The 24,712-nt window shown below is 47.0% G+C and carries 22 protein-coding genes; 9 read left to right on the top strand and 13 right to left on the bottom strand.

What is annotated here, in order from left to right; genetic code table 11:
• Positions 1-105: 105 nt before the first annotated feature.
• From NYE70_RS04765 to NYE70_RS04755, 3 genes are all read left to right on the top strand, one after another.
• Positions 106-822, top strand: a complete 717-nt coding sequence (locus NYE70_RS04765; protein WP_290407139.1) for a peptidylprolyl isomerase — start codon at positions 106-108, stop codon at positions 820-822.
• Positions 823-956: 134 nt separating this feature from the next.
• Positions 957-1,343, top strand: coding sequence for a YmaF family protein (locus NYE70_RS04760; protein WP_213655260.1), 387 nt, complete (start codon positions 957-959; stop codon positions 1,341-1,343).
• Between the two features lie 146 nt (positions 1,344-1,489).
• Positions 1,490-2,143, top strand: a complete 654-nt coding sequence (locus tag NYE70_RS04755) for a glycosyltransferase (RefSeq protein ID WP_341045183.1) — start codon at positions 1,490-1,492, stop codon at positions 2,141-2,143.
• A 101-nt stretch (positions 2,144-2,244) separates the two neighbouring features.
• Here NYE70_RS04755 and NYE70_RS04750 read toward each other — a convergent pair whose 3' ends face one another.
• Positions 2,245-2,709, bottom strand: coding sequence for a phage tail protein (locus NYE70_RS04750; RefSeq protein WP_211020453.1), 465 nt, complete (start codon positions 2,707-2,709; stop codon positions 2,245-2,247).
• 23 nt (positions 2,710-2,732) lie between these two features.
• On the bottom strand, positions 2,733-3,212 hold the full coding sequence (locus NYE70_RS04745) for a GyrI-like domain-containing protein (RefSeq protein ID WP_290407137.1): 480 nt from the start codon (positions 3,210-3,212) through the stop codon (positions 2,733-2,735).
• 108 nt (positions 3,213-3,320) lie between these two features.
• On the opposite strand from NYE70_RS04745, the gene NYE70_RS04740 reads away from it, so the two are divergent.
• Positions 3,321-4,286, top strand: a complete 966-nt coding sequence (locus NYE70_RS04740; RefSeq protein WP_290407136.1) for a helix-turn-helix transcriptional regulator — start codon at positions 3,321-3,323, stop codon at positions 4,284-4,286.
• 33 nt (positions 4,287-4,319) lie between these two features.
• On the opposite strand, the gene ppsA is transcribed toward NYE70_RS04740, so the two are convergent.
• Together ppsA and NYE70_RS04730 are read right to left on the bottom strand one after the other, a co-directional pair.
• Positions 4,320-6,923 (bottom strand): phosphoenolpyruvate synthase, encoded by a 2,604-nt coding sequence (ppsA, locus tag NYE70_RS04735; protein ID WP_290407135.1) that lies wholly within the window; start codon positions 6,921-6,923, stop codon positions 4,320-4,322.
• A 196-nt stretch (positions 6,924-7,119) separates the two neighbouring features.
• Positions 7,120-7,749, bottom strand: a complete 630-nt coding sequence (locus NYE70_RS04730) for a hypothetical protein (RefSeq protein ID WP_341045182.1) — start codon at positions 7,747-7,749, stop codon at positions 7,120-7,122.
• 292 nt (positions 7,750-8,041) lie between these two features.
• On the opposite strand from NYE70_RS04730, the gene NYE70_RS04725 reads away from it, so the two are divergent.
• On the top strand, positions 8,042-9,139 hold the full coding sequence (locus NYE70_RS04725; protein WP_341045181.1) for a winged helix DNA-binding domain-containing protein: 1,098 nt from the start codon (positions 8,042-8,044) through the stop codon (positions 9,137-9,139).
• A gap of 164 nt (positions 9,140-9,303) precedes the next feature.
• Positions 9,304-10,050 (top strand): EcsC family protein, encoded by a 747-nt coding sequence (locus tag NYE70_RS04720; RefSeq protein WP_290407132.1) that lies wholly within the window; start codon positions 9,304-9,306, stop codon positions 10,048-10,050.
• A 52-nt stretch (positions 10,051-10,102) separates the two neighbouring features.
• On the opposite strand, the gene NYE70_RS04715 is transcribed toward NYE70_RS04720, so the two are convergent.
• Positions 10,103-10,606: a DinB family protein gene (locus NYE70_RS04715; RefSeq protein ID WP_213655268.1), complete on the bottom strand. Its 504-nt coding sequence runs from the start codon at positions 10,604-10,606 to the stop codon at positions 10,103-10,105.
• A gap of 191 nt (positions 10,607-10,797) precedes the next feature.
• Between NYE70_RS04715 and NYE70_RS04710 the strand changes: the two genes are divergently transcribed.
• Together NYE70_RS04710 and NYE70_RS04705 are read left to right on the top strand one after the other, a co-directional pair.
• Positions 10,798-12,081, top strand: coding sequence for a glycoside hydrolase family 27 protein (locus tag NYE70_RS04710; RefSeq protein ID WP_213655269.1), 1,284 nt, complete (start codon positions 10,798-10,800; stop codon positions 12,079-12,081).
• Between the two features lie 57 nt (positions 12,082-12,138).
• Positions 12,139-13,032: an AraC family transcriptional regulator gene (locus tag NYE70_RS04705; RefSeq protein ID WP_341045180.1), complete on the top strand. Its 894-nt coding sequence runs from the start codon at positions 12,139-12,141 to the stop codon at positions 13,030-13,032.
• Positions 13,033-13,044: 12 nt separating this feature from the next.
• Here the strand turns inward: NYE70_RS04705 and NYE70_RS04700 are convergent, their stop codons facing one another.
• A complete protein-coding gene (locus tag NYE70_RS04700) occupies positions 13,045-15,300 on the bottom strand; it encodes an excinuclease ABC subunit UvrA (protein ID WP_341045179.1) in 2,256 nt (751 codons plus the stop codon).
• Between the two features lie 69 nt (positions 15,301-15,369).
• On the bottom strand, positions 15,370-16,278 hold the full coding sequence (locus NYE70_RS04695; RefSeq protein WP_341045178.1) for an ArsR/SmtB family transcription factor: 909 nt from the start codon (positions 16,276-16,278) through the stop codon (positions 15,370-15,372).
• Between the two features lie 183 nt (positions 16,279-16,461).
• Between NYE70_RS04695 and NYE70_RS04690 the strand changes: the two genes are divergently transcribed.
• Complete coding sequence (locus NYE70_RS04690) at positions 16,462-17,961, top strand: glycoside hydrolase family 43 protein (protein WP_341045177.1); 1,500 nt, start codon at positions 16,462-16,464, stop codon at positions 17,959-17,961.
• A gap of 93 nt (positions 17,962-18,054) precedes the next feature.
• On the opposite strand, the gene NYE70_RS04685 is transcribed toward NYE70_RS04690, so the two are convergent.
• From NYE70_RS04685 to NYE70_RS04660, 6 genes are all read right to left on the bottom strand, one after another.
• Complete coding sequence (locus NYE70_RS04685; RefSeq protein ID WP_341045176.1) at positions 18,055-18,660, bottom strand: DUF1349 domain-containing protein; 606 nt, start codon at positions 18,658-18,660, stop codon at positions 18,055-18,057.
• A 28-nt stretch (positions 18,661-18,688) separates the two neighbouring features.
• Entirely contained in the window at positions 18,689-19,888 is a 1,200-nt protein-coding gene (locus NYE70_RS04680) for an MFS transporter (protein ID WP_341047512.1), read from the bottom strand.
• 83 nt (positions 19,889-19,971) lie between these two features.
• On the bottom strand, positions 19,972-21,000 hold the full coding sequence (locus tag NYE70_RS04675) for an ROK family protein (RefSeq protein ID WP_341045174.1): 1,029 nt from the start codon (positions 20,998-21,000) through the stop codon (positions 19,972-19,974).
• A gap of 458 nt (positions 21,001-21,458) precedes the next feature.
• The gene (locus NYE70_RS04670; protein WP_341045173.1) at positions 21,459-22,847 is read right to left on the bottom strand and encodes a hypothetical protein; all 1,389 of its coding nucleotides are present in this window, start codon (positions 22,845-22,847) and stop codon (positions 21,459-21,461) included.
• Between the two features lie 169 nt (positions 22,848-23,016).
• A complete protein-coding gene (locus NYE70_RS04665) occupies positions 23,017-23,493 on the bottom strand; it encodes a DinB family protein (RefSeq protein ID WP_211020437.1) in 477 nt (158 codons plus the stop codon).
• Between the two features lie 55 nt (positions 23,494-23,548).
• Positions 23,549-24,652: a metallophosphoesterase gene (locus NYE70_RS04660; RefSeq protein ID WP_341047511.1), complete on the bottom strand. Its 1,104-nt coding sequence runs from the start codon at positions 24,650-24,652 to the stop codon at positions 23,549-23,551.
• Positions 24,653-24,712 lie beyond the last annotated feature (60 nt).

The following is a 24,712-nucleotide window of genomic DNA, read 5'->3' as shown; positions in this document are numbered from 1 at the left end:
TCAAGGGTGGGGTTAAAAAGGACGCATAAGAACAAGCTGGCATTTCTATTAGAAAATCGGTATTATAAAAAATGATTTGTAAGATAAGGAGATGGACGAGCACTAATGAAAAAGACACAGGTTATACGATCGCTAATTCTGCTGATTTCCGCTGTATTGATCCTTGGCGGATGCGGCAAAGACAACGAGACTAAGCAAGAGCCGGCGAATAATCAAACGGCAGGAACTACCGCGGATCAAACGACTCCGCCGGTTGAAGCGGAACCCGCGCCAGAGTCCGTGAAAGAAACCATGAGCTGGGACAGCCCTCCTGCCATGGAGATCGATACAAACAAATCCTACACGGCGAAATTCACGACAACTAAGGGAGACTTCACCATCGAATTGTTTGCTAAAGACGCTCCCAAAACCGTGAATAACTTCGTCTTTCTTTCCCGGCAAGGCTTCTATAATGACATCATCTTCCACCGGATTATCGAGTTCTTCATGATCCAAACCGGTGACCCAGAGGGAAATGGAAGCGGCGGCCCGGGATACAGCTTTGAAGATGAACAAACGGATTATGAATATGAACCTGGCATTGTTGCGATGGCTAACGCAGGGCCGGATACAAACGGCAGTCAATTCTTTATCTGCACGGGTGAAAATAGCGTCGGACTAAACAACACACCGAATTATACCATCTTCGGTAAAGTCACCGATGGTATGGATGTCGTTAAAAATATCGCTGCCACCCCCGTCGAACCAGGCGGCCCTATGGGTGAACTAAGCTCGCCGACTGAAACTGTTCAAATTAAAGAAATTCAGATCACAGAGCAATAAAAACCCAAATAGAGCAACTCAATAAAGAGGCCTCGCATTCAGAATAATGCGAGGCCTCTTTATGTTCAGAACCACCTAATATTACTCAGCATAAAATTTAAGAACACAAATTTAATGAAGAAGGGAAGTTTGAAATGGAAATACCAGTCACAGGTTTTATCGTTCACTCCGAAGGTCCGGATTCGTCCCACTCTCATAAACTTTATATAACCTCCTGGGATGGCCGCCCCACTACGCATACGCATCATTTTTCTGGAAACACATCCTTTGATGTAGGACACAATCATCATTATGCCGGCATGACTGAACCCGCTCCATCAGGTGTCCAGCACGTGCACAATTACCGAACCGAAACGTCCTTTAACGATGGTCATACTCACACCATCATCGGAACGACAGGTCCGGCTATTCCCTTACAGTCAGGTGGTCATTATCATTACTTCCAAGGGTACACCACTATAAATGGAAGAACACCACACAGACATATGTATAATGGAACTACAGGTAATGAAGTGAATTAGGTAACTATAAGAAAGGCTCCTCCACTGTATTGCTGGAAGAGCCTTTCTATGATGTCTCTCTCTAAATACGGTTTGAATAATTTCAGGATCATCAACCATAATAAGACTGCCTAATTTATTCCAACCGTACAAAGGAGAAGAACAGTTTGAAAAATAAACAATTACTGGCGTTGATGTTAGCCGTGGTGCTTGTTTTTAGTGTGACGCCATTGGCAGTATTTGCACAAGCAAACAAGGCTGATAAAAAGGATACGGTTTGCCTGAGTCCCAAAATGGTGAAGCTCAGAAGCGACATGCAGAAGGTTTGGATTGACCATACGATTTGGACAAGAAGCTATATTGTCAGCGCCATCTCTGATCGTGCGGATCAGAAGGATGTGTTGGACCGGCTTCTGCGGAACCAGCAGGACATCGGCAATGTGTTCAAGCCTTATTATGGGGAAGCCTTCGGCAATAAGCTGGCCGATCTCCTGAGAGAACATATTCTGATTGCAGGCAAAATTGTTGCGGCTGCCAAGGCGGGCAATCAAGAGGAAGTTAAAAAGTTAGAGGTCGATTGGCATAAAAACGCGGATGAAATCGCCAAATTTCTAAGCACAGCGAATCCGAACTGGCAGTTTAAAGAGCTGCAAGACATGCTGTACACGCACCTTCAGCTAATTACTGATATCGTCCTCAGCTGCCTCAAGGGAGATTGGAAAGCGGACATTGCAGCTACCGACAAAAATGAGATTCACATGATCCATTTTGCAGATATTTTGACAGAAGGCATTGTGAAACAGTTTCCCGATAAATTTTAGGAAATAACTTCTACCGTAGCGGTATACGCCAAAGCCTCGATCTGTTTGGATCGAGGCTTTGATAATATTATGTGTTTCTATGCTGCTTTGCGGGGACTATTCTAATACTCTTTTTTAATTACAAAGAACGAGCCCCGGATGGTTCCGGCCAATTTGGACTTCTGTCTGGCAAACTTAAACTTCCCTTCTAATTCCTGCGGTACCTCCATCCCCTCGGAAAGCTTAAAACCGACGGCCCGCTTCTTAGGGTCATCCACCGTATACATGACATTGAGCCCAAGCCCATCTTCATAAAAAACGTAGGAAAATTGAATGTTTTCCACTTGAAATTGCGACGTTTCCAAAGGCTTGGCCGCAAATTCAATACCACGCTCTTCTTTCAATATCCGGTTCACATAATCCAGAGTCTCCTGGCTTTCCTCAGCCGGTACAACCGTAAATTCATGACTGTATTTGTTCATAAAGTAACGGGCTTCATTCGCTCGCATACCAGCAAGTGCCTCTGCTACAGGCGAAGATTCCAAACCTGCCGTGGACACATTTTTAAAATCAACGATATGTGGCATGTTCATTGCTCCTTTGGTTTCTTTTATTTCCCAACGACTGGAATCCATACCTCACCGATTACGCGGCCGTTTTCCTGCCCCATCTCCACCGTCGCATTCGGCCCGCCGACATAGGCGAAATCCGTCACTTCAGGCAAGACTTGACCAAAGGCAATTCCGGTAAGGGTGTTGCTCAACTCTTCAGCCGAATTCCCCTCCCCTTTTACAACCAGATAATCCCCTTTCGGAAATTGAATAACACGGGTTGCCTCCGGTAACGTTGCATCTGTCATTACGCCGGCATAATACATCATCTTGTTATTCACAGCTTCGTTCACGGCAAAGATATAGTCGTTAGATGCTACACTCTTTAAAGTGTCGAGCCTTCCGTCTTGTTTGACGGCCTCCCAAAACTCCGCCTTTTCCTTGTTAATTCCGGCATAGTCGGTGTAATGGCTTTGAAGCTCCGTTCCGATCCCTAAAACGATAAAGCTTTCTTTTTTCTCAAGGTTATAGTTCGCCATATTAAATCCCATCCTCTTATTATTTTTTCAAATGATTTGTGTTTCCACTTGATAGGTTTATAATAACTTTAAATCATGTCAAAAAATGATACTGTTTAGAGGTGCCCCATGAAAAAAGTTGAACGGATTAATATCATTATGCGATATATCAACAACCGCGCCCATTTTACCATTTCGGAAATTATGCGTGAATTTAACATTTCCCGCTCGACAGCGATTCGGGATATCCGGGAAATTGAAGCCATGGGGATGCCGCTTGTCGCTGAAGTCGGAAGAGATGGAGGTTATTTTGTCATGAATAACTCTGTCCTCCCTACGGTCCGTTTTACCGATAATGAGATTAAAGCTCTATTCATCGCCTTTATGGCCACAAGAAACCAGCAACTTCCTTATCTAAAGAGTCGCCAGTCTCTGGCGGAGAAATTACTGGGCCTCATTTCGGAAAACCAGCAAGATGACCTTGTTTTATTAAATCAGATATTGCTATTTGAAGGGACCAACCCCCATAACCCCGACCTGCTTGATCTGTCGGACCTCCCCCATCCGATCTTGGAAAAACTCATCCAAATCCTGCTTTCGGACAGCTATTTATTGGTTACCGTTAAAGAAGGAAAGGAAATGAAGACTTACCCCATATATCTTTTGCACCTTTACCGTGAAAAAAGCTTCTGGCAAATTGAAGGTTTTGATCTGGAGGAAGAGAAGAGGCGGATTATTTCCGTCGATAATCTCACCCAAATAGAACGATACCCTGCGAAAAAGAGAGTCAGTAAGAAAAAGATTCTGGAACAGCTAAGCAGCCAGGAAGAAATCATCAACCTTGTCCTTGAACTTGGTCCTAAGGCAATTGCCCAGTTCAAAAAGTATCATCCCTTACATCTATCTATCTCCTACACGAATCCATATCAAACCACTGCAAACCTGAAGACTTTTGTCCATGTCGATAATGCCGAAGAATTGGCCGAAATATCAAATTGGCTGCTCTTCCTGGGGGAGGATATTCAGGTCAAGGAGATGCCGGAAGAAGTCTTGGACCAAATACAGGGACGGATAAAATTATTTCCCCTTACTTAATCCAAGTTTGAAGAAGGATACGTCGATCGTAATTCATTGTAAAATTTCAATGTACCCCTCGGTTCCATGCACGCGAATCCTTTGTCCGTCATTGATCAGTATGGTCGCGTTCTCCACTCCGACAACGGCGGGAATGCCATATTCACGTGCGATAACGGCTCCATGGGTCATCAGTCCGCCAACCTCGGTGACCAGACCTTTTATGGATACGAACAGTGGAGTCCAGCTAGGATCTGTAAAGGGGGTGACCAAGATATCTCCGTCTTCCAGATCGGCCTCTTCCATGTTTAAAATGACACGCGCCCGACCCTCAATGACTCCGGAAGAAACAGCCAGACCTGCAATGGCTTCGGCGGGTAAATGATCCCTTTTGTACTTGCCGGATATAATTTCGCCATCGGACGTGATAACGCGCGGGGGAGTCAGTTTTTCATATAGTTTGTACTCGTCTTTTCGTTTGCCGATTATCTTGTAATCCAGTTTATTGGTGCGAACGACCTCATGAAGCTCCTCAAAAGTCAGATAGTAGATATCTTCTTTATCCTGAATAACGCCAGCCTGCAGTAGTCGCTCGGCTTCTTGAAGTAAGGCACCCTTGTAAACGAAATAGCGGCTGACATAGCCGTATTTGGGATACTCCCTGTAGCCGATGAAATTCCGGATTCGATCGATCATTACTTTAGTCTCTTCTGCCTTTTGTTCGCCATCCGGCAACAACTTCAATCGAGCCAATAACTCTTGTTCTTTCGCCAAAGCTTCTTGCCGCCCTTGTTCAAATTTCCGGCTGCTGGCATTAGGTTCAAAGTTTTTGATGTTGCCAAGGATCAACGGGACAAGCGTGATTGGCCTTTCGCTCCATCGGGTTCTCGTAATATCGATTTCTCCGGTGCACCGCATTCCATATTTGCCTAGAAAATCATGGAACGCATCACGAGTCTCCTGTCCGCCCTTAAACTTCAACAGCCCATCCAAAAAATCATCTTCTTTTGCATGCTGCAAATAATCAATGATTTCCGGATACGGGCGAATCACATCCGCGACATCCAGCAGCGCCAAGCCCATTTCCGAAGTAATATTGTTCGGTACGGATTGAGAAATTGGATCTGCCGCATTCTTTTCACCGAGCCATTGGTACATGTTTTCATTAATCCATGACGAAGCCTCCATCCCAGACATAATCACAGTGGAACTTTGCGGATCAAATAAAATCTTCTTCAATTGCTGTACGATATCTTCCAGAAGAAAATCAAACAAATCCGATCCCGATTTGGCTTGAATGTTATGTTTTAACTCTTCAATCGAGGCTTGACTACGCTTAATCAAATCAGATACGATCGCCGGATTACTCTCGATTAGCGCCATCAACACTGTATTATTCCTCCGCGGAACCGGTGCGGTTTGATCATTAGGCACCAATTTTATGAAATCCCGCTCTAATATAGTCATGAGGGCTCCACGGATAAGCGGATCGGATTGTCCGAGGGTATTTACTAAAGTTTCTCGTCCGACAGGTGAAGCCAGCATAGATGTAATGTCAACAAATAACCTGCCACCGGCTGTACGCATAGGCGCGTTAGTAATTAACTGGTAAAAGGATAATCCTAGTGGTTTCATGGGATCCGTCATCATCTGTTGATGAGCGACGGATATATAGACGTGATTGTCTTGATCATTACTTTGAGGGATGGGATATAAGGTTGTGATCGGGCGGCTCTGAACCATATAAAAAGTGCCATCAGCCAAACACCATTCAATATCTTGCGGCTGGCCGAAATAGTCTTCGACTTGCCTTCCGATGCTTGCCAGTCTTAAAATTTGCTCATCCGTAACAGCTTGCTTCTTTTGCAGATCAGGATCGATCTTCCTGGTTTCTGTTCCCCCTTCCTTCCGCCCAAAGATCGCCAATGTTTTGGTTGCGATTCGCTTCTCGACGATTTCACCTTCCCGTACTTTATAACCATCAGCGGATACCAAACCGGACACCAGCGCTTCCCCAAGCCCAAATCCGGCATCGATGGATAGCAGTTTCCGGTTTCCGCTCATCGGATCCGCGGTAAATATAATCCCCGAAGCCTGTGGGAAAACCATTCTTTGAACGATAACGGATAAATAAACATATCTGTGGTCGAAGCCGTTATGGATACGATAGATGACCGCGCGATCCGTAAATAGGGATGCCCAGCATTTGCTAATATGCCGTAAGACGTCATCGACGCCGATGATATTTAAATAGGTGTCTTGTTGACCTGCAAAGGAAGAATGCGGCAAATCTTCGGCAGTCGCACTGGAACGCACCGCATAGGCCTGTTCTTCATCAGTCCGGGTGAGATAATCAGTAACCGCTTTGACAACCTCGGAAGGAATTTCGGACTCCGTTATAGTCTGACGAATCTTTCCGCTGATTTCGCCGATTTGTTCCCGGTCTTCCGCTTTTAGCATGGTTAGTTGATCCAGCAAAGCATGATATGATTCGTTGTGTTCGATGGCTTTTTGAAATCCTGTAGTTGTCACACAAAACCCTTCGGGAACATGTATTCCTTCCATTTTTGATAATTCCCCTAAATTCAGCCCTTTTCCGCCAACAAGCCATAGCTGCTCCTTTCCAATTTCCTCAAAACCGAGAACCAATGAACTCATTCCACATCTCTCCTAACCAGTCATTTTGAAAAAAACATTTGACAAGAGTTTAGCGACATGATAAAGTTAAAGTATAAGATGAGATAATTATGTCTACATAATAAAGACAGTCGTGATCTGATTATAGCATCATGTCTGTTCATAGGCAATATAAAAGAACCTGATAATAATATCCAGGTTCTTTTTTTTATTTCTGCTACTTTTGTACCGTAGATAACGAAACAAGAACCGGGCTGGCAAAATCCGAAGCTTCCTCACCCTTTGGATTGCGGAGACGAAACAGGAAAGCATCTCCCGATTCAGACTTCCACACCATATAATCCCTAATCCCTTCCCCACTCGACACTTGAAGATAGATCTCGGCGTAACCCAAAGGATGTTCGACAAGCTCACCACTATAATCGGATACTTCCCCGAACGCTTCCAATTCTTCTTTTCCTGCTGTTCTAAGCTGCGTCAGATCATAATCCGCTGGAAGCAGTTCGATCTCGACATTGTATTCCGGATTGCTGGTAAGAAACAGACGTCCTTCGGACGCGTCAAAATCAAACTTTTCGAAAACGTATAAAGAAAAACCGTCCCCTTGTTGCAAGGTAGCCGTAAGCGGCTGATCCCCCTCACCCGTCATCAAATCAAAACTTTCGGTCTGTGGCCGCGTCGGCTCGGGAGCTTTGTTGTTCTCCGGCTCCGGAGTCGTGACCGTTTCATTAGCCGGTGTTACAGTTTCAGAACCGGCGGAAGGCTCGGTTGCTTCTGAGCAAGCGGTAAGCGATAGAACAATAACTAATATCGGGATTGTTATAAAGGATACATATTTTCTTTTCACATTTGGTCACGCCTTTCTGTAGGAAAGTTGATTCACATATCCATACTAGTGCTACCAGTTTATTACCCGTATGAGAAATTTAAGAACAATCATCAATCTTAATGGCCATATTGCAATGAAGCGATGTCTCTTCTATGTCAAGTTCATTCGGAATATGAACGGGGAGATTCGCCGAACTAGCAGTATCCCCTGCATTCTCAGTAAATACCCGACTGTGGTACAATGTTTTCAAAATACTTCCAGAAAGAAAAACACGATGACGGTATGAGGCGGAAATTATAGGAGGAACAACGTGATAAAATCAGAAATCGGTTATCGACGATTACAGAATCAGCGAATTGCTGGCGACAAGTGTGAGAAGCCGGATGATGTAGTACGCTATCTCGGCGCTATACAGGCTCAGGATTATCATCAAATGCTTTGGGCGATCGGCTGTCGAATGCAGCATGGAGTGGCCGCGGATATTGAGCGAAGTATTGAAGACCGCAATATTGTGCTGACCTGGCCGATGCGCGGAACGATTCACGCAGTACCTCCGGAATCCATAAGGGGGATGCTCCAGTTATTGACTCCGCGCATACTGGCAAGCGACAAGCGCAGGCTCCAAGAGTTGGAATTGACACCGGAAATCATCGAGCAAAGCAATGAAATCCTGATCCATGCTTTGGAAGGGAATAATAGAATCTCGCGTCCGGTCCTGATGGAACTGTTTGAGGAAGCGGGTATTCGTACGACGGGTCAAAGGGGTTATCATCTGCTTTGGCATTCTGCGCAGATCGGTTTGATTTGTATGGGGCCGCGGGAAGGAAAGCAGCAGACATTCGTCCTTCTAGATGAATGGGTGCCACCGGGAGATGACATATCGCGGGAGGAGGTTTTGTCCCAGCTCACCAAACGTTATTATATCTCGCATGGTCCTGCGAGCGTACATGACTTCGCCTGGTGGACTGGATTAACACTAAGAGATGCCCGCAAGGGATTAGAATTGGCTGGGAATCAGTTCGAACCCGCGAAGATCGACGACCGGGAGCTTTGGTATCATTCGTCACTGTCAGCCGGCAACAAAGAGATCACCCCTGGTGTCTATCTGCTTCCGGGTTTTGATGAATACGTGCTCGGCTATAAGGACCGTTCCGATGTATTACGTGCAGAGTACGCAAAGTACATCATTCCCGGTGGGAACGGCGTATTCATGCCAACCATCGTCATCGATGGACAAGTTGCCGGCATATGGAAGCGCAAGATCAAAGCCAAAGGGCTGGACATCGTGCTGGAGTTATTTTCTGCACATGATGACCGCGAGAACGACCTGATGGCCGCCGCCTCAAAGTATGTTGAATTCATGGAACTTCCTCTGCTCTCTGTAGATATACAAGTTAAAATTCACTGAAATCCTCCCTCCTTATGAATAAGTTATTATCGATTTCAGGAATTAGGAACCCAATTGCAGATGATACTGGACTTTAGTCGAGGTCTGATACCTGCCGCAGTCCGGTCCGGATCCTGGAGACCTTCGATACAATATAGCTAAGACTGCTGGAGGAGCGATTATTGATGAATTACGAACATAAAGTACGGAAAGAAGTTGCCGACTGGGAACAAAAAATGTTCAAATCTCCAGGATGGCTGGAAAAAACTTCGAAAACAATCAGCAACCAAATCAATCACTTGATTCCCGCCAAGGTGAACAACATCATTACGACCACCATACGATCGATTGTGCGCACGGCGCTATTCGGTGCGGAATATACGCCAAGCCGTCCAGTACAGCGTACTCTTAATTTGGAGACTACCGATCAAGACGCGAAAGAATTGTTTGCGCTGTATCAAAAAATCGCGGTCGCCGAAGGCGCAGGTACCGGTGCGGGCGGTATTATGTTTAGCATGGTAGATTTCCCGGCTCTCATTGCGATCAAGATGAAATTTATGTTTGAGCTGGCGCATGTTTATGGATATGACACCAAACATTTTTCCGAGCGGGTTTTCATTCTAAAGGTATTTCAAATGACATACTCAGGGCCCGATAATCGAGCCAAGCTGCTCAGTTCCCTCAAGCATTGGCATATCGAGAAGGAACAATGGCTCTCCGACACTGAATACTATCGGGAAATGGATTGGGAGACTTTTCAGATCGAGTATCGTGACGCTTTGGACTTCCGGAAAATGCTGCAGATGATGCCTGGAATCGGCGCGTTTGCAGGCGCCTGGGCAAACTACACGATTCTCGAGGAGCTCCGTGAATACGCGATGAACGCTTATCGCCTACGCAGATTGCATGATGATTTCGAGGTAATGAGTTAAATTGAAATAACAAAGGCCGCCTCTTCACCAGAGACGGCTTGTTGTCATGTAACTATGAGAAGCTAACCATTTCATCGGCCGAGGGCCCATAGAAACCGGGTATCGGAATATCGAGAAGCCTCAGATAAACCCCGAGCTGTGCCCGGTGGTGGACCATGTGGCTTATTCCGAAGGAGCGAAGCGCATTCGCCCGCGGTTGACTCAGGATGACGTAATCGCCATTCCGCAGCGTCCATTTCTCGCTGAGTGTGATCTCGTCGCTTTCACCAAGCAGCTGTTGAAGCTTCACGACATTTGCGTCGAATTCCGCCAACAGATCTTCCCGTCTCGTCAATGCTTCCCGTTTCTGCGGCAGGGTCGAAAGATCTAATTCCGAGCTATCAAAAATTGCCACTTGCCAGTTCAACAGATTGACCAGATGGGTGGCCAGTCCGCTCAAAGCCATCGATTTCGGATGCGGCTTCCACGACATATGATCTTCGGGCAGAACCTCCAGGATGCGGCGCGTATTGGCCAGTTCATGCATGAAGTCTCCGAGTATCAGTTGTTTCCCCATAAATTACCTCTCCTCCCTTTTATGGTTAGCATACTATAAGCCTGGCCCAGTGAAAAGACTTGCCTACAACAGACTTCCTCAATAAGAGCAATATTTTACAACCTACGCAATACTTTATGATTGCCGCCATCATCGCGGTCTTTTAAGATAGAGCCAGAACCTACTTTAAGACGAAGGATGGGATGTATGACATGAATCATCATCTGTTTGCAACACACCCTCCAATGGGTTGGAATAGCTGGGATTGCTACGGTGCTGCCGTGCGTGAAGAAGAAATTAGAGGGAATGCTGAATATATGGCCAAACACCTCAAGGATTATGGATGGGATTACATAGTAGTAGATATCCAATGGTATGAACCGGGAGCAATATCCTCTCAATATCGCCCCTTCGTTCCTTTAGAAATGGATTCCTATTCCCGGTTAATGCCCGCCGTTAATCGGTTCCCCTCTGCTGCGGACGGCAAGGGATTCAAGCCTCTTGCGGATTACGTCCACAGTCTGGGCCTGAAATTCGGTATCCACATCATGCGAGGCATTCCCCGCCAGGCCGTTCATGCAGCTACGCCGATACTTGGTACTTCGGTCACGGCCCGGGACATTGCGCATCCGAATTCCATCTGTCCATGGAACACCGACATGTACGGGGTAGATGCGTCCAAGGAAGGTGCTCAAGCTTACTACAACTCCTTGTTCGAATTGTATGCTTCCTGGGGTGTTGATTTTGTGAAGGTAGATGATATAGCGGCATCTCGCCTATATCAGATTCATGTTCCTGAAATCGAAATGATCCGAAAAGCGATAGACCGCTGCGGAAGAGACATGGTCCTCAGTCTGTCACCTGGACCCGCACCGCTTGAACATGCGGAGGAATTGAAGGCCAACGCCAATATGTGGCGTATGACGGACGATTTCTGGGATCTTTGGCCTTTATTGCATGGTATGTTTGAGCGCTGCTACAAATGGGCCGAACATGTGGCACCCGGTCAATGGCCGGACTGCGATATGCTACCCCTCGGACATTTGGGTATCCGTTCCGTTGACGGAGGAGGCAGCGATCGTTGGACACGTTTCACAAAGGACGAGCAACTGACGATGATGACCTTATGGTCGATCTTCCGTTCCCCCCTCATGTTTGGCGGAGAAATGCGGGACAACGATGAATGGACGCTTTCTCTACTGACCAACCGTGACGTGCTGCATCTGCATAGAAACGGTTCCGGTGCTCATCAAGTATCACGGGAGACGGATAAGATCGTATGGAAGGCACAAGATGATAACGGAGCCGTTTATGCAGCTCTATTTAATGCGGGTGACGAGGAGGCCATCGTATCCGTTTCCATGGAGCAGCTTGGATTGACTCCTAGCCCCAGGGGAAAAGAACTCTGGACTGGCGAGGTTATAACTTTAACAGACGGGCAACTTTCCGCGAAGCTGCCTCCTCACGGCGCTGCCTTGTATAGACTTGAACCCTAATTTGAAATATTCTGTTTAAAGAAGATGTACTAAACCACTTAAGGAGGAGATCCAATTATGAGCAAACCCAAATCCAATACTCCAGACTATTCCACCATCGGATTCCGGTTCTCTGAAGCTTCTTCCATGGGTTTATATGAATTATTTGCCGTAGGCAGGGATTTGATATCCTCCCCTTCTTACCGATGGGAAGGCCAACAGCGGTCTGATGGACCGCTGTTTCTTTTCCAATATACAATATCCGGAAACGGTCGCCTTCGAATCGGCAGCAAGGAGCATCTTCTTTCAGAGGAAACCGCTTTTCTGGTAGAAATCCCGGGAGACCATGGTTATTACTTTGCGGAGAAGGATGAGCCATGGGAATTCATCTTTCTGCTGTTCCGTCCTAACGGCTTATCGGACCACTGGAATGCCATCAAGAGCCGATGCGGCACTATTGTCGCCATCCCGCGGGAGCATTCTGTCATCCGGACACTGGAACTGATCTACCTGGATGCCAGGGATGGACAACTCCCCGATGCTTTCCGGGCTTCCTCCTCCGTATACCGGTTTATGATGGAGTTAAGGCGCTTTGCCGACGAAGTAGACGGAACCGGGACTCAGCCGGAAGCGATTCGTAAGGCCTTGGATTGGATGGAAAATCACTACGCATCCGTATCCGGCATAGAAGCCATCGCGGAGGTTTCGGGATTGTCCAAGTTCCATTTCATCCGCCGGTTTACCTCTACGGTAGGAATAACCCCTCTTCAATACCTGACAAAAGTCCGCATCGGTCATGCGATCCGTCTGCTGCGCGAAACCGACCATAGCATAGAGGACATTGCATGTAATGTCGGTTTTTCCGGGGGCAGTTATTTTATTAAAGTTTTCCATGGTATTGTAGGGTGTTCCCCGGGAGAGTTCAGGAAAGAAAAAAGTCACTTGGCCTTTCACAGGCTGTTCTTCGATTGATTTGCGAGATGATTATGCCAAGTATTTCCCCGTAATCGACTGTTCCGCATGGATGATCTGCGAAGGGGTGCCTTCGAATACCACCTGCCCCCCTTTGCTTCCCCCGTCCGGCCCCATATCGATAATCCAATCCGCTTGGCAGATCACATCCAGGTTATGCTCAATTACGATGACCGTATTGCCTGCATCCACGAGACGGTTCATGATCTCCAGAAGGTGGCCGATATCCGACATATGCAGGCCGGTGGTCGGCTCGTCCATCACATAAATGCTGCCCTTCTTATGCAGCTCGCTGGCCAGCTTGATGCGTTGGCATTCCCCTCCCGATAACGTGCTGAGCGGTTGCCCTAGCGTGATATAGTTCAGGCCCACATCACTCATGGCTTGGAGTTTACGCACTACCTCTTTGAGCTGAAAAAATTCCAGCGCCTGCTCCACCGTCATCTCCAGAACTTCTGCTATGGACTTGCCGTTCAGCTTGTACTCGAGCACTTCTTCCTTGAATCGTCTGCCTCCGCATACTTCACATGGCAGCTTTACGCTGTCCAGAAACGCAAGGTCAGTATATACGACACCAAGCCCTTGGCAATTCTCGCAAGCCCCCTTGGAGTTGAAGCTGAACAAGCCTTGATTCACCTTGTTTGCGGCAGCAAACGCCTTACGTACGTCATCCATAATCCCTGTGTAGGTCGCTGGATTCGAACGTGTTGATACGCCCACTGCCGACTGATCGATGACGATCGCATCCGGATGGCTGCCGAGAAACACTTCGTTAATCAGCGTGCTCTTGCCCGATCCGGCAACACCCGTCACAACGGTCAATACGCCTGTTGGAATATCAACACTCACATTCTGCAAGTTGTGTAATGTGGCCTCCTTGATGGACAGCTTACCGGAAGGCTGCCTGCAGTCTTCCTTCAACTGGATCGACCGCTTCATATAGTTGCCTGTCAGCGTACCCGAATCCAGTAAGTCTTCGTAGCTTCCTTCAAACACAATAGTACCGCCGCGGCTGCCGGCGAGAGGCCCGACATCGACGATATGGTCCGCCACTTTGATTACATCCGGATCATGCTCGACGACAATTACGGTATTGCCCTTATCACGCAGCTTCTGCAGCAATTCATTTAACCGGTGCACATCGCGGGGATGCAGTCCAACGCTGGGTTCATCAAAGATGTAAGCGACATCCACCAGACTGCCGTTCAGGTGCTTAACCATCTTGACGCGCTGTGACTCGCCGCCGGATAAAGTGTCCGTCTCCCGGTCCAGCGTCAGGTAATCGAGCCCGATATCGACCAAATGCTGCAGCCTTTCCGCCAGTGACTTAACGATTGGCGCAGCGACAGCGTCGTCAATCTCCCGAATGACGCGAAGCAGCTCGCCGATCTCCATGGACGCCATCTCCGCAATGTTCCGCCCATGGATTCTGCTGCTCAGCGCGGCCTGACTGAGTCTCGCACCGCGGCAGCCCGAACAAGGCCCTTCGGAAATGTAAGGTGCAACCGTTTTTTGCGTTCGCTCCGACTTCGCTTTTAAATCTTGCTTGATATATTTATTGGTGAATTTCTCAATAACGCCTTCTACTGTAATATTCGTGGCCTTACCGGCAAAATCCATCTTTACTTTTCTGGCTTTGGAGTAAAGCAGGTGATCCAATTCTTCATCCGTGTAATCGCTGAGCTTCTTGTCGAGATCGAAGTCTCCCGACTGTACGATCATGTTCCACTCCCATCCGCTTACGGAATAGTCCGGCAGCATCAGGGCCCCTTCATTCAGCGACTTGGACATATCAACGGCCTTACTCATATCGACGCCTAATTTGCGGCCGATTCCGTTACATTCGGGACACATGCCTTGCGGGTCGTTAAACGAAAACATGTGCGCTTGTCCGACATAAGGTTTACCCACTCGGGAAAAGAGAAGCCGCAAAATAGGAGAAATATCGGTAATCGTCCCCATTGTGGAATGAGAGCCTCCGCCCAGGCGCTTCTGATCCACGATCACAGCCATGCTCAGATTCTCGATGACATCCGTATCCGGCTGCGGGACCTGAGGCAGGAATGTGCGCACGAACATGCTGAAATTCTCATTCAGCAGTCGCGTTGATTCCGCGGCGATCGTATCAAAAACGATCGAAGACTTGCCGGATCCTGATACTCCCGTAAAAATCGTGATTTTCCGTTTAGGAACTCGCAAGGATACATTCTTGAGGTTGTTCTCCCGGGCACCCGAGATTACGATATACTCCTGATTGGATTGGCTCATGCTAACATCCTTCCGATTGGTTATTAACTACTTTACTTAACTACACCAATCCATAATATACCATAAATTTTATCCTTTAAGGTGCACACGAATCAGAATATCCTGGTCATGATTTCCAAAACCGGCCCCATAAATCGTCAAACCGCCTATATTGACGGCCTGCTCATCCACTGCGAAACGAAGCGTCCAGAACGGTTCCGATAACTTGATATCCGCTACAGTCACATCCGACATCCGTTCCCCATCTATAAAGGTTCCTGAAGCGTCAATGCGGATCGTCTTCAATAACCCGTATTGATTCACATTTCTGTGCCACCACTTCGGCGTATATTTGCCGCGCGCCGCCCTTCCGAAGTCCGCCGGACTTGTCCAGGTGCCAAGGGATATGCCGTTAAACTCGAACCGAATATCCGAAGGCCAATGATCTCTCAAGCCGGGCGCTTCCGAAGCAATTTCCATCGAGATTTCTATAGCGTCAGCGACTTTGTCAGGAAGCAAATAATTTGGCGTTTTGTATTCGACATAGCCTCTTCCGAACCACAGGATCGAAGCGTGAACCCGCTCAGGGTCCAGAAAATAGCGCGGATCGTCCCAAACGCCGATTTCCTTCTCAAGCGTGCCTATCCCGCAGGTAGGATGAACTTCAAAGGCGGTATAATGACCGACTGAAATGCTCTGTTCCCTGATCTTTGCGTTTCGGCCGGCAGTGGGCAGCTCGATTTCAATCGTTTTTTGCTTTAGAAAACACAATTTGTGTGTTCCTCCGTTTTGGCGAACCCTGCGGCTGCCAATGAGACCGGCGTCCTCGAGTTTTCGGATATGCATGGTAACAATGGATGGGCTTAGCTCCAACTTTCCCGCAATCTCTTTCACATTCATTTCCCTATCGGCAATGAGGTTCATAATTTTCCATCGGACCTCGCTTGCCAGCGCCTCATATAAAGCCATGAATTGGGGTTCCCCGTTCGCTTTTATCATATTGACCATTAAACTCCTTACCGTGTATGCACATATTGAAATCACATATATATTAATTTAACTGATATAATATAGAGCATCAACACTGGATTATTGAAATAATCAACCCGTTGGTGTTTAATTTTCTTAGCTCACATGTAAACTGAATTCATATATATGTAATTTTAAAGAAGAGGTGTACAAATGAAGTACAATAATCCTGTTATTAAAGGTTTTTACCCAGACCCAAGTGTTTGCAAAGTAAACGATACCTATTATCTGGTTTGCAGTACTTTTCAGTATTTCCCCGGGGTACCGATTTTTGAAAGCAAAGACCTGTTAAACTGGACCCAAATTGGGCATTGCTTGACCCGAAAAAGCCAAATCCAGCTGGAGACGGTGGGCAGTTCCGGAGGTGTGTTTGCTCCTACCCTTCGTTTCAATGACGGTCGTTTCTACATGACGACAACCAATGATACCACCCGTCAGAATTTCTATGTCTGGACTGATAATATTTACGGCGAATGGTCGGATCCGATCCCTGTCGATCAGGGAGGAATCGATCCGGATTTATATTTTGAAGACGGCAGAACGTATTTCATGAGTAACGGAACAGACGATTTCGGAGTCAACGGAATCGTTCAGTGCGAAATCGAAATTGAAACCGGACGCAAGTTGACGCCTAGCCGTTCGATATGGCAAGGAACCGGCGGGCGCTATTTGGAAAGCCCTCATATGTATAAAATCAACGGCCGATATTACCTGCTGGCAGCCGAAGGCGGGACCGAATACGGCCATATGGTCACTTATGCACGGGGAGAATCTCTTTCCGGCCCGTTCGTAGCTTATCCGAATAATCCCGTACTGACCAATCGTAATTTAGGCGGTTATGAGCTGCAAGGCGTTGGTCACAGTGATCTGATTCAGGATCACGAAGGGAATTGGTGGCTCCTTCATCTCGGCTTCCGGCAAACCGGCCAATGGCTTACGTATCATCACTTGGGTCGCGAGGTTTTCCTTACTCCGGTTACTTTCGCGGAAGATGGTTGGTTTACGGCAGGCCATAACGGCACTACGCTGATGAGCTTTGAAACGGATCGGTTCCCTGACAGTATCATTCAACAAGAGAAAAAGTATTTTACATTCGAAAACACGGATTGGAATCTGGACTGGTGTTATCTGCGCCATCCGGCTACGGAAAACTATCTGCTCGAACCCGATAAAGTGACGTTGAAAGGAACCGAAGTGAATCTGGATGTTCCATTGTCACCAACATTTATAGGAATCCGTCAAAAAGATTTCAACGCAGTCATTTCCTGCGACATCAGCCTAAAGGGCGGCGAAGCCGGAATTACGGTCTATATGGACGAAAACCACCATTATGATTTGGCCTTGCGCAACGGCCCGCAAGGATACGAGGTCATCGAGCGGCTTAATGTAGGAGATATCAAATCCGTGGAAAGAGCGATCGATCTCGGACAGTGCAATCATGCCACATTGGTGATTAAATCAACCCCTACTCATTTCCATTTCTATGTTCAAACGGATGATGGTACGGAGACTTTACTCGGTACTGCACAATCGAGATATCTCTCATCGGAAGTTGCGGGCGGATTTACAGGGGTCCTTATCGGTTTGTATGCCACGGGAAAAGAACGAGATTGCCATGTGGAGTTCACACAATTTAGCATCGTCTATTCCTGATGATTCAATATTTAATGTGGTGAATTAACACTTGTGATAGTATGCAATTTAAAGCAAAAAGCCGCGGATATCGCGGCTTTCTGTCTTGTTCATTTATTCTCCTGCTGGATCGGTATGGAGGTCTTGATCCGGTTCTGTAAAATCCCAACGGGTAAAGGTTACCTCGAGTCCATCCCGGGTCGGAGAGCAGGCAAACGGTCCTGCCTGATTCCCTGCTGGATAAGGAAACCGGGCCACGCGAATGGTGCGCCAGGCATGATGCCGCGTACGTGCGCGGATGATCACCGCATCCTTCATAATCGAAGCGCGAAGCGTAACCTCTTCCCCGGCCCATTCCGGCACGGCGGCAAGCGACCAATCGGAATAACCATCGGTTACGACGGCGGAAAGCTGTGGAATCCCGTCATTGATTTCAATGCCCGCTTTAATCCATTGGCCCGGGCCATGATACAATAAGATGCCTGCCTGATCGTACAACTCCGTGAAGGAGAAGAGTTGGAACGAGACCTCCACAGCCTTGTCGTTACTCCAATCCGCCAACAAGGCGGCTCCATCCTCATACTCAAAACCATAAAAGGTCTTTTTCCAGAAGTCTCTTCCCTTTTCGGGCACCACCTTCAGGAAATGATCTTCTATCCGGGCAGACAAGGGCTTATTGAGCCATTCCCCCGCCTCCCAATCCATTTTCTTAATCATCATAGTTTTGGACTCCTTAATCAAAGATAGATTAGATTAGTTCCCCGCGTTTTATCAAATATCGATATAGAATACAGCCGCAGACGGAACATAATAGAGCACATAAAGCAATAAATCCGTAACCCGCTTGCAGTCCCCGCAGCAATCCGTTGGCATTGCCTTGACCATACATTTTTTTCACAATTTCGATGACAAATCCGATAACGTAGTTGCCGATCACACTGCCCAGGCCCATTAGCGTGACCGTAAAAGTAATCGCGGTGTCGCTTCCGCGCGGGTAACGTTTCGCAATAAAGGCCATAACGGTCGGATAAATCATGGCAATCCCAATCCCCGCCGCCGCAAACAGGAATGACCACGATTCTCCCCCGACAATAGCGGCAAATGTACAAAGCGCAGACAGGCCGGAGAATATAATTAGGGAAAACGTAAATCCGATTTTATCGGTTACAGGCCCCAAGAAGAGTCTGGCAAGAGCGAATAGAAGGAAAAAGGCGGACAGCATGCCGGAGGCTTTTACGGTGTCCCAGTGGTACGCTTTTTCCAGGAAATTAACCAGCCAGCCCCCTACAGCTAATTCGGATACTACGCCGAAGGAGAGTATGAGCACCATCCACCACAATGCGGGATCTCTCATCAATTCCTTTAGGGAAGTCCGGCTCTCATTCGCAAGATCATCTCCAGGAAAAGTACTGCGCAGGGCTGTCAGGATCGGAAGCAAAGATAATGAAAGCATGACCAGATACATTCCGCGCCAATCCAGCGCATGACCGAATACTTGAACCGACATGACTCCTGTTGCAATCAACGGGGCGACAGTGGAACTTAATCCGTAGAAGGCATGCGATAAATTCATCATGGTTCCCGTATTCTTGACAAAGATCCGCGCTCCCAGAATGGCCAACGCAATCTCAAGCATCCCGTTTCCGATATACATCAGAAAATAGGAAGCGGCAAAAAGCGGGTACGTATGCGATATGAAGATAAAAACGCCTGATATCAACATGGAGGCAAAAGATAGAATACTTGCGGCTTTGATCCCCCATTTTCTAACCAATACAGCGGTAAACGAGCAGGCAATCAGATAACCCAATGCGTTCAAAGATAACAAACTACCCAATTGTTCTTCATTTAAATGAAAATCAAATTGAATCCTTGGAATGGCAGGTCCTTTAATATTCTCCGAGATCCCAAAAATGATAAACCCCAGAAAGATGGTAGCCAGTTGCATAGCATAGATCTTATTAAATCTTTTGGATGTTTGCTTCAAACTGTAATCCTCCTAAATCAATCAGCGGGTTACAAAAATCTACACTATCTTCTCTCCACCAATTGCAAACGATAAGTTAAACTTTCCAAAGTAATAGCTATAATGCCGGTCAAATACTCGTCTTGCGTATTGTTCTTTATTAAGAGACTCGGCATATGTTCTTCTGGAATATATTGAAGACAACCCTTTATCAATTCCTCCGACATGGAAGGATGAGTTAAATCCCCGGTGATGGCAACAGAAACCGGGTTGATGATCGTGATAATCGAACTTAACAGTTTGGCTGCCAATGCTATAAAGTCATCTTTATTATGCAGTCGTTCCAATTGCTCTTCCCGCGTAATTCCAAAGGGGAAATAGGAGATTTCGCCTGCAAAGTTGGTATTCCCGGTGACCATACGTCCGTTTACAATAAAACCTGCGCCGGGATAATGATTCTTGGGAAAAGTGACAATAGCAAACGTCTTATCTTCCTCAAAATTTTGCAGATTATAGAACCCATAGACCGTCAGATTCATGTCATTTTCTATAATGACGTCTATGTTGTATTTTTCTTCAAGCCGCGGACCCAAAGGTTCACCTGCCAGAGGAGCCACATCGCAAATTCCGATGATTCCTTGATGGGCAACTCCCGGGATACCAATCCCGATTGCTTTTATGTTGTTATATTCAACCGTGAATTCCTCGATCAACTGATCAATGGTTTCAACATCAATGAAATCCAAGCTTCTTGTTCCCTCTTCCATTTTCTCGCCAAGTAAATTGACGAGCGCATAAACTATTGAATGAAGGCCCCCTTCCGTTTTTACCAATAAACAAAGAACATACGCATAATCGGCGTTGAACATGTACTGTCTGGCCGGGCGTCCGCCGCTCGATTCTTCCAGTTCTCTCTCCAGAACTTCCCCGCTTTGCACCAGTTCATTAAGGATCGTGCCGCAAGTAGCGACACTTAATCGCGTCATATTCGCAATGGAAGCCTTCGTCCCCGTACCAACGGCCTTCAATGTATTTTTCACTAACTCAACATTGATTTTTTTCACTTGCAGCGTATTATGGGTTGTCGGATTCACGGCGGCATGTCCTTTCTTTATGAGTTATTAAAACACTTATAATAAGTGTGATTTTAAAGGAAAATGAGTAGATGTCAAGCTTCATTTGAACAAAACACTCCCCTTCGAAGGAGAGTGCCAATCCGGGTGAACTTGTCCTGATTCTTACCAGCACAATATAGGTGAATCGGTTTTTGTTTGAAATGTTCTTCAGATAGAACTAGTGATGGGTGCTACGAACCGCCTCTTATCATACTCGCACAAGCTTTTCGTAATCCTTTTCCGGATTCTATCGCTGTATTGCATATGAAGGGAATGACCCATGTCGGTCCAAAAAAGTAACCGTCTCAGTCTCCCCCATCCCTTCATATGCTGACTTCAATCGTATAGCAGGTTGTGCGTTGTTGCTCAAGCGTTCCGCAATGAAAATCTGCGTTCGTGCTAATAACCTGGCTTAACTTAGCCGATCTAAATGATGATTATATGAACGACAGCTGTCCTCCCATTTGCCGAATGTGGTAAACGTCGGCCCACAGAATAAAATAATTGTAGAACGTTTCCCCGATTTGCACAGGGCGGGGATATTTCACGATGAGGGCGGCTTGTTTGTTCATCTCTGCCGGTTGGTCGGATGACGGAAAAATGAAACACGCCTCACGGCTTTGTATTCTCGTCATAACAATTCTAGGAGAAGAGCCGTAAGGCATCAATGGATGAGAAGCTTCTGAGCGGCATACATCGGCAATCCGGTCGCCCGCTGATATCGCGGATACCTGGAAAAAACCATCCTCCCCTTCGTACCTCTCTTCGCTTACCCGGCGCCAGTTTGCGGGATACGGAAAGGATACCCGGTATACGAAACTTGTGAAGATGCTTTCCGGAACCCTTCTGACTAGCGGAGACCACTGGAAAGCGGTAATCCGGCCGCCGCTAAGAACATTCACCGGCATCTGCCCACTGAAACTGGTAATCCAGAGCTGACTTGCGCTTTCTAACCCTGCACATCCAGATAAGTAAGCGATTTTAGAACCGTCCGGAGACCAGTCGACAGGAGTGGCGAAGCAGTCTGAAAGCGCCAAAGTCCTTGGACTCTGACCGGTACGGCTATCGACTTGAATAAGAGAATAATAATTCGGCTCCCTATAGGCGGTTGCGCTGTAGGCGATGCTCCTGGAGTCAGGCGACCAGGCCGGAAAATAGTTCTTGGCGAGCGGTCCGCCTTCCAGCGTAAAGACGGCGCCCGTGGCCAAATCTACCGTGGAAATGATGGAGATGCTTGCTCCAGGGAACGTATAAAGTGCGAAGGTTCCGTCCGGGGAAATCCGAACGTCATGGAGCGGTCCGTCCGTATTTTGCGTGATTTGTCTTCGGTCTGTGCCATCGGCCCGGATGCGGAAGAGCTGGGTGTTGCCTGTGGAATCCGGGGCCCCGAAAAGAAGTTCCGCACCCGAAGGGAACCACTGGACATCGCTGGCACCCGGCTCCGGGATAGCATAACTTCTATGTGAAAAAGTATCATAAATTATGATACGCGAGTTTTTAACATATGCGAGATACCGGCTGTCCGGGGACCAGTCCAGCAGCGTGTAGGGTTCGATTTGGTCGATCCTGGCGACGGCGTTCGTGACTGTATCCAGCAGGTGAACCACGTTACCAATGCCGATAAAAGCGATTCTACGGCTGTCCGGAGACCAATAGGGAACGGAAAATTCCGAACCAAGCCCCTGTGTAAGTTGAATATTACGACCGTTCTGCGGTCGGTACAGCCAAATGTCGAACTTTCCGCCGTGGTCTGACGTGTAGGCAATCCATCCATGAACGAAATCTTGAGGAACAGCTTGCACGGCCAACATCCTCTCCTGAATCATCTTATACTTAAGATATATTCATAAGTGGATCATTAGGCGACTGTTCATTCAGAGTCTGTATTTTTAATGAAATGTGACATCTCCGAGGGACTACCATTTAAACGATAAATTGGAAAATCTATATTAAAGAAAGAAGGACCTTGCCCTTCAAGGCAAGGTCCTTCTTTCTTTAACGGGATAATAATTTCTTATAAAGTTTAATAACGCTGAGATGCATGCCTTCATGGTATAAATTGAAACTGAGGAATTGTTCCGGCGTTTCCAGAACCATTCCCGCAGATGTAGTATATGGCGGGACAATCTTGTCTTGCAAACGATGACCCAGAGCAGTTCGTATCCGCTCTTGCTGTTCTTTCAGCAGAGTCTCAAGCTCCGGCAATGTAGGCACTTGAAAGGATGCAGGCCAATTTAACGGTGAAGATCCGTTTTCGAATTGTTCGCTGAATCCATTCGGCAGTTGTTGCGGAAGATTCAATTGTTTAAATGCAAACCGTTCACATACGACATAAATGTGCCCTAAATTCCACCTTATATTATTTCGGAATCCTTCGGGGATCCGGTCTGCAAGTTCCTCCGTGACTCCCTCCAACAATTTTAAGGTTTGGCCTCTTACAAAGGATAATTGATTGAACAAGAACTGCTCCATTACTATCACTCCTTAATGGTTGTATGTAATGCCAATTCTACCATTACGATTAACTTTATTCGAACCTCACCATTATATTGACAATTTCAGACCTCGTGCCGATCCGAATCGGGGGTCCCCAGAAACCGAAACCGGACGTAACTATGGATTGCATGTTTCCTTTTTTGAGATAACCCCAATCATTCTCGAAAAGCGCATTTGTAATCAAGTTACCGGGAAACACCTGACCACGGTGAGTATGGCCTGAAACGACAAGATCCACTCCCGCTTGTTCGGAGAGCCCCAATTCCGTAGGCTGATGATCCAATAGAATTACCGGCTTCTCCGGGTCGGTATCGGTCATCAGCTTGTCTACCTGGAGCCGCTCGGGATCGCTCATGTCTTTGCGCCCAACAATCGTAAGCTGGTCATTGATCGTTATCGTTTCGTCATATAGAACATTAATTCCGCTGTGTTCTAAAGTATCAATCAATTCCTGCATCGTGCCCTTATGTTTATCATGATTGCCCAGCGTAGCGTAAACACCGTATGGCGGAGCATCAAGTTTAGCCAATATCACATCGATCTTCTGATCGATAAAGGGCTGAATATCGTCGTCGAACATGTCACCCGGCAGCAAAATGAGATCCGGCTTGAGCGCATTCATTTCCTTGACCAACCGCTCCGCATGATCTTTGCCCGATAACAACCCAAAATGCGTATCCGCCGCCATCGCAATGTTAAGTGAAGAGAGCGATGATGAACCTTTTTCCATCTTAATTCTATATGTAGTTATGATCGGGCTGTAGGCATTGAAAGTACCGTAACCCATTAAAGAAATCACCAATACCAGTGTCGCCATTCCCGCCCAGAACTGAGTTCTCTGCCGGGGCAACCGGGTGAGACGTAACAGAATGACCGTTATATGAGCAAGCGGTACCAGCAATAGCAGCAAATAAAATATGGCCATCCAATAAGCCCCGACAATCCCCAAGATCTTTAGTCCAGGAATTCGTCCGATGATGAACGAACAAGCGGCCAGTCCGACCACGAGGATGTAGAGAGTCTTGAATTTCCAGGACGAACTAGTCGGTCGAAGCCAGCGGTACCCGCGCCAACCGATATAATAAACTAACCCGCCGTAAATTAAGATGGCGAAGATTCCGATAACGATAAACATGTCCATTCCCCTTCGTCGTTTCTCAACTAAACCTATCATATCTTTGATGGAAACAAAAAT

Source organism: Paenibacillus sp. FSL R5-0407 (assembly GCF_038009185.1).
Classification (GTDB): Bacteria; Bacillota; Bacilli; order Paenibacillales; family Paenibacillaceae; genus Fontibacillus; species Fontibacillus vini.
The sequence above is the reverse complement of the archived record's forward strand: the minus strand, read 5'-3'. Positions and strand labels throughout refer to the sequence as shown.

What these genes read in the sequence shown, in the direction of transcription:
- NYE70_RS04765 (WP_290407139.1), top strand. Translation starts at nt 106, where the DNA reads ATGAAAAAGACACAGGTTATACGATCGCTAATTCTGCTGATTTCCGCT.
- NYE70_RS04760 (WP_213655260.1), top strand. Translation starts at nt 957, where the DNA reads ATGGAAATACCAGTCACAGGTTTTATCGTTCACTCCGAAGGTCCGGAT.
- NYE70_RS04750 (WP_211020453.1), bottom strand. Translation starts at nt 2,709, where the DNA reads ATGCCACATATCGTTGATTTTAAAAATGTGTCCACGGCAGGTTTGGAA.
- NYE70_RS04745 (WP_290407137.1), bottom strand. Translation starts at nt 3,212, where the DNA reads ATGGCGAACTATAACCTTGAGAAAAAAGAAAGCTTTATCGTTTTAGGG.
- NYE70_RS04740 (WP_290407136.1), top strand. Translation starts at nt 3,321, where the DNA reads ATGAAAAAAGTTGAACGGATTAATATCATTATGCGATATATCAACAAC.
- ppsA (WP_290407135.1), bottom strand. Translation starts at nt 6,923, where the DNA reads ATGAGTTCATTGGTTCTCGGTTTTGAGGAAATTGGAAAGGAGCAGCTA.
- NYE70_RS04720 (WP_290407132.1), top strand. Translation starts at nt 9,304, where the DNA reads ATGAATTACGAACATAAAGTACGGAAAGAAGTTGCCGACTGGGAACAA.
- NYE70_RS04715 (WP_213655268.1), bottom strand. Translation starts at nt 10,606, where the DNA reads ATGGGGAAACAACTGATACTCGGAGACTTCATGCATGAACTGGCCAAT.
- NYE70_RS04710 (WP_213655269.1), top strand. Translation starts at nt 10,798, where the DNA reads ATGAATCATCATCTGTTTGCAACACACCCTCCAATGGGTTGGAATAGC.
- NYE70_RS04705 (WP_341045180.1), top strand. Translation starts at nt 12,139, where the DNA reads ATGAGCAAACCCAAATCCAATACTCCAGACTATTCCACCATCGGATTC.
- NYE70_RS04700 (WP_341045179.1), bottom strand. Translation starts at nt 15,300, where the DNA reads ATGAGCCAATCCAATCAGGAGTATATCGTAATCTCGGGTGCCCGGGAG.
- NYE70_RS04695 (WP_341045178.1), bottom strand. Translation starts at nt 16,278, where the DNA reads ATGATAAAAGCGAACGGGGAACCCCAATTCATGGCTTTATATGAGGCG.
- NYE70_RS04690 (WP_341045177.1), top strand. Translation starts at nt 16,462, where the DNA reads ATGAAGTACAATAATCCTGTTATTAAAGGTTTTTACCCAGACCCAAGT.
- NYE70_RS04685 (WP_341045176.1), bottom strand. Translation starts at nt 18,660, where the DNA reads ATGATGATTAAGAAAATGGATTGGGAGGCGGGGGAATGGCTCAATAAG.
- NYE70_RS04680 (WP_341047512.1), bottom strand. Translation starts at nt 19,888, where the DNA reads ATGCAACTGGCTACCATCTTTCTGGGGTTTATCATTTTTGGGATCTCG.
- NYE70_RS04670 (WP_341045173.1), bottom strand. Translation starts at nt 22,847, where the DNA reads ATGATTCAGGAGAGGATGTTGGCCGTGCAAGCTGTTCCTCAAGATTTC.
- NYE70_RS04665 (WP_211020437.1), bottom strand. Translation starts at nt 23,493, where the DNA reads ATGGAGCAGTTCTTGTTCAATCAATTATCCTTTGTAAGAGGCCAAACC.
- NYE70_RS04660 (WP_341047511.1), bottom strand. Translation starts at nt 24,652, where the DNA reads ATGTTTATCGTTATCGGAATCTTCGCCATCTTAATTTACGGCGGGTTA.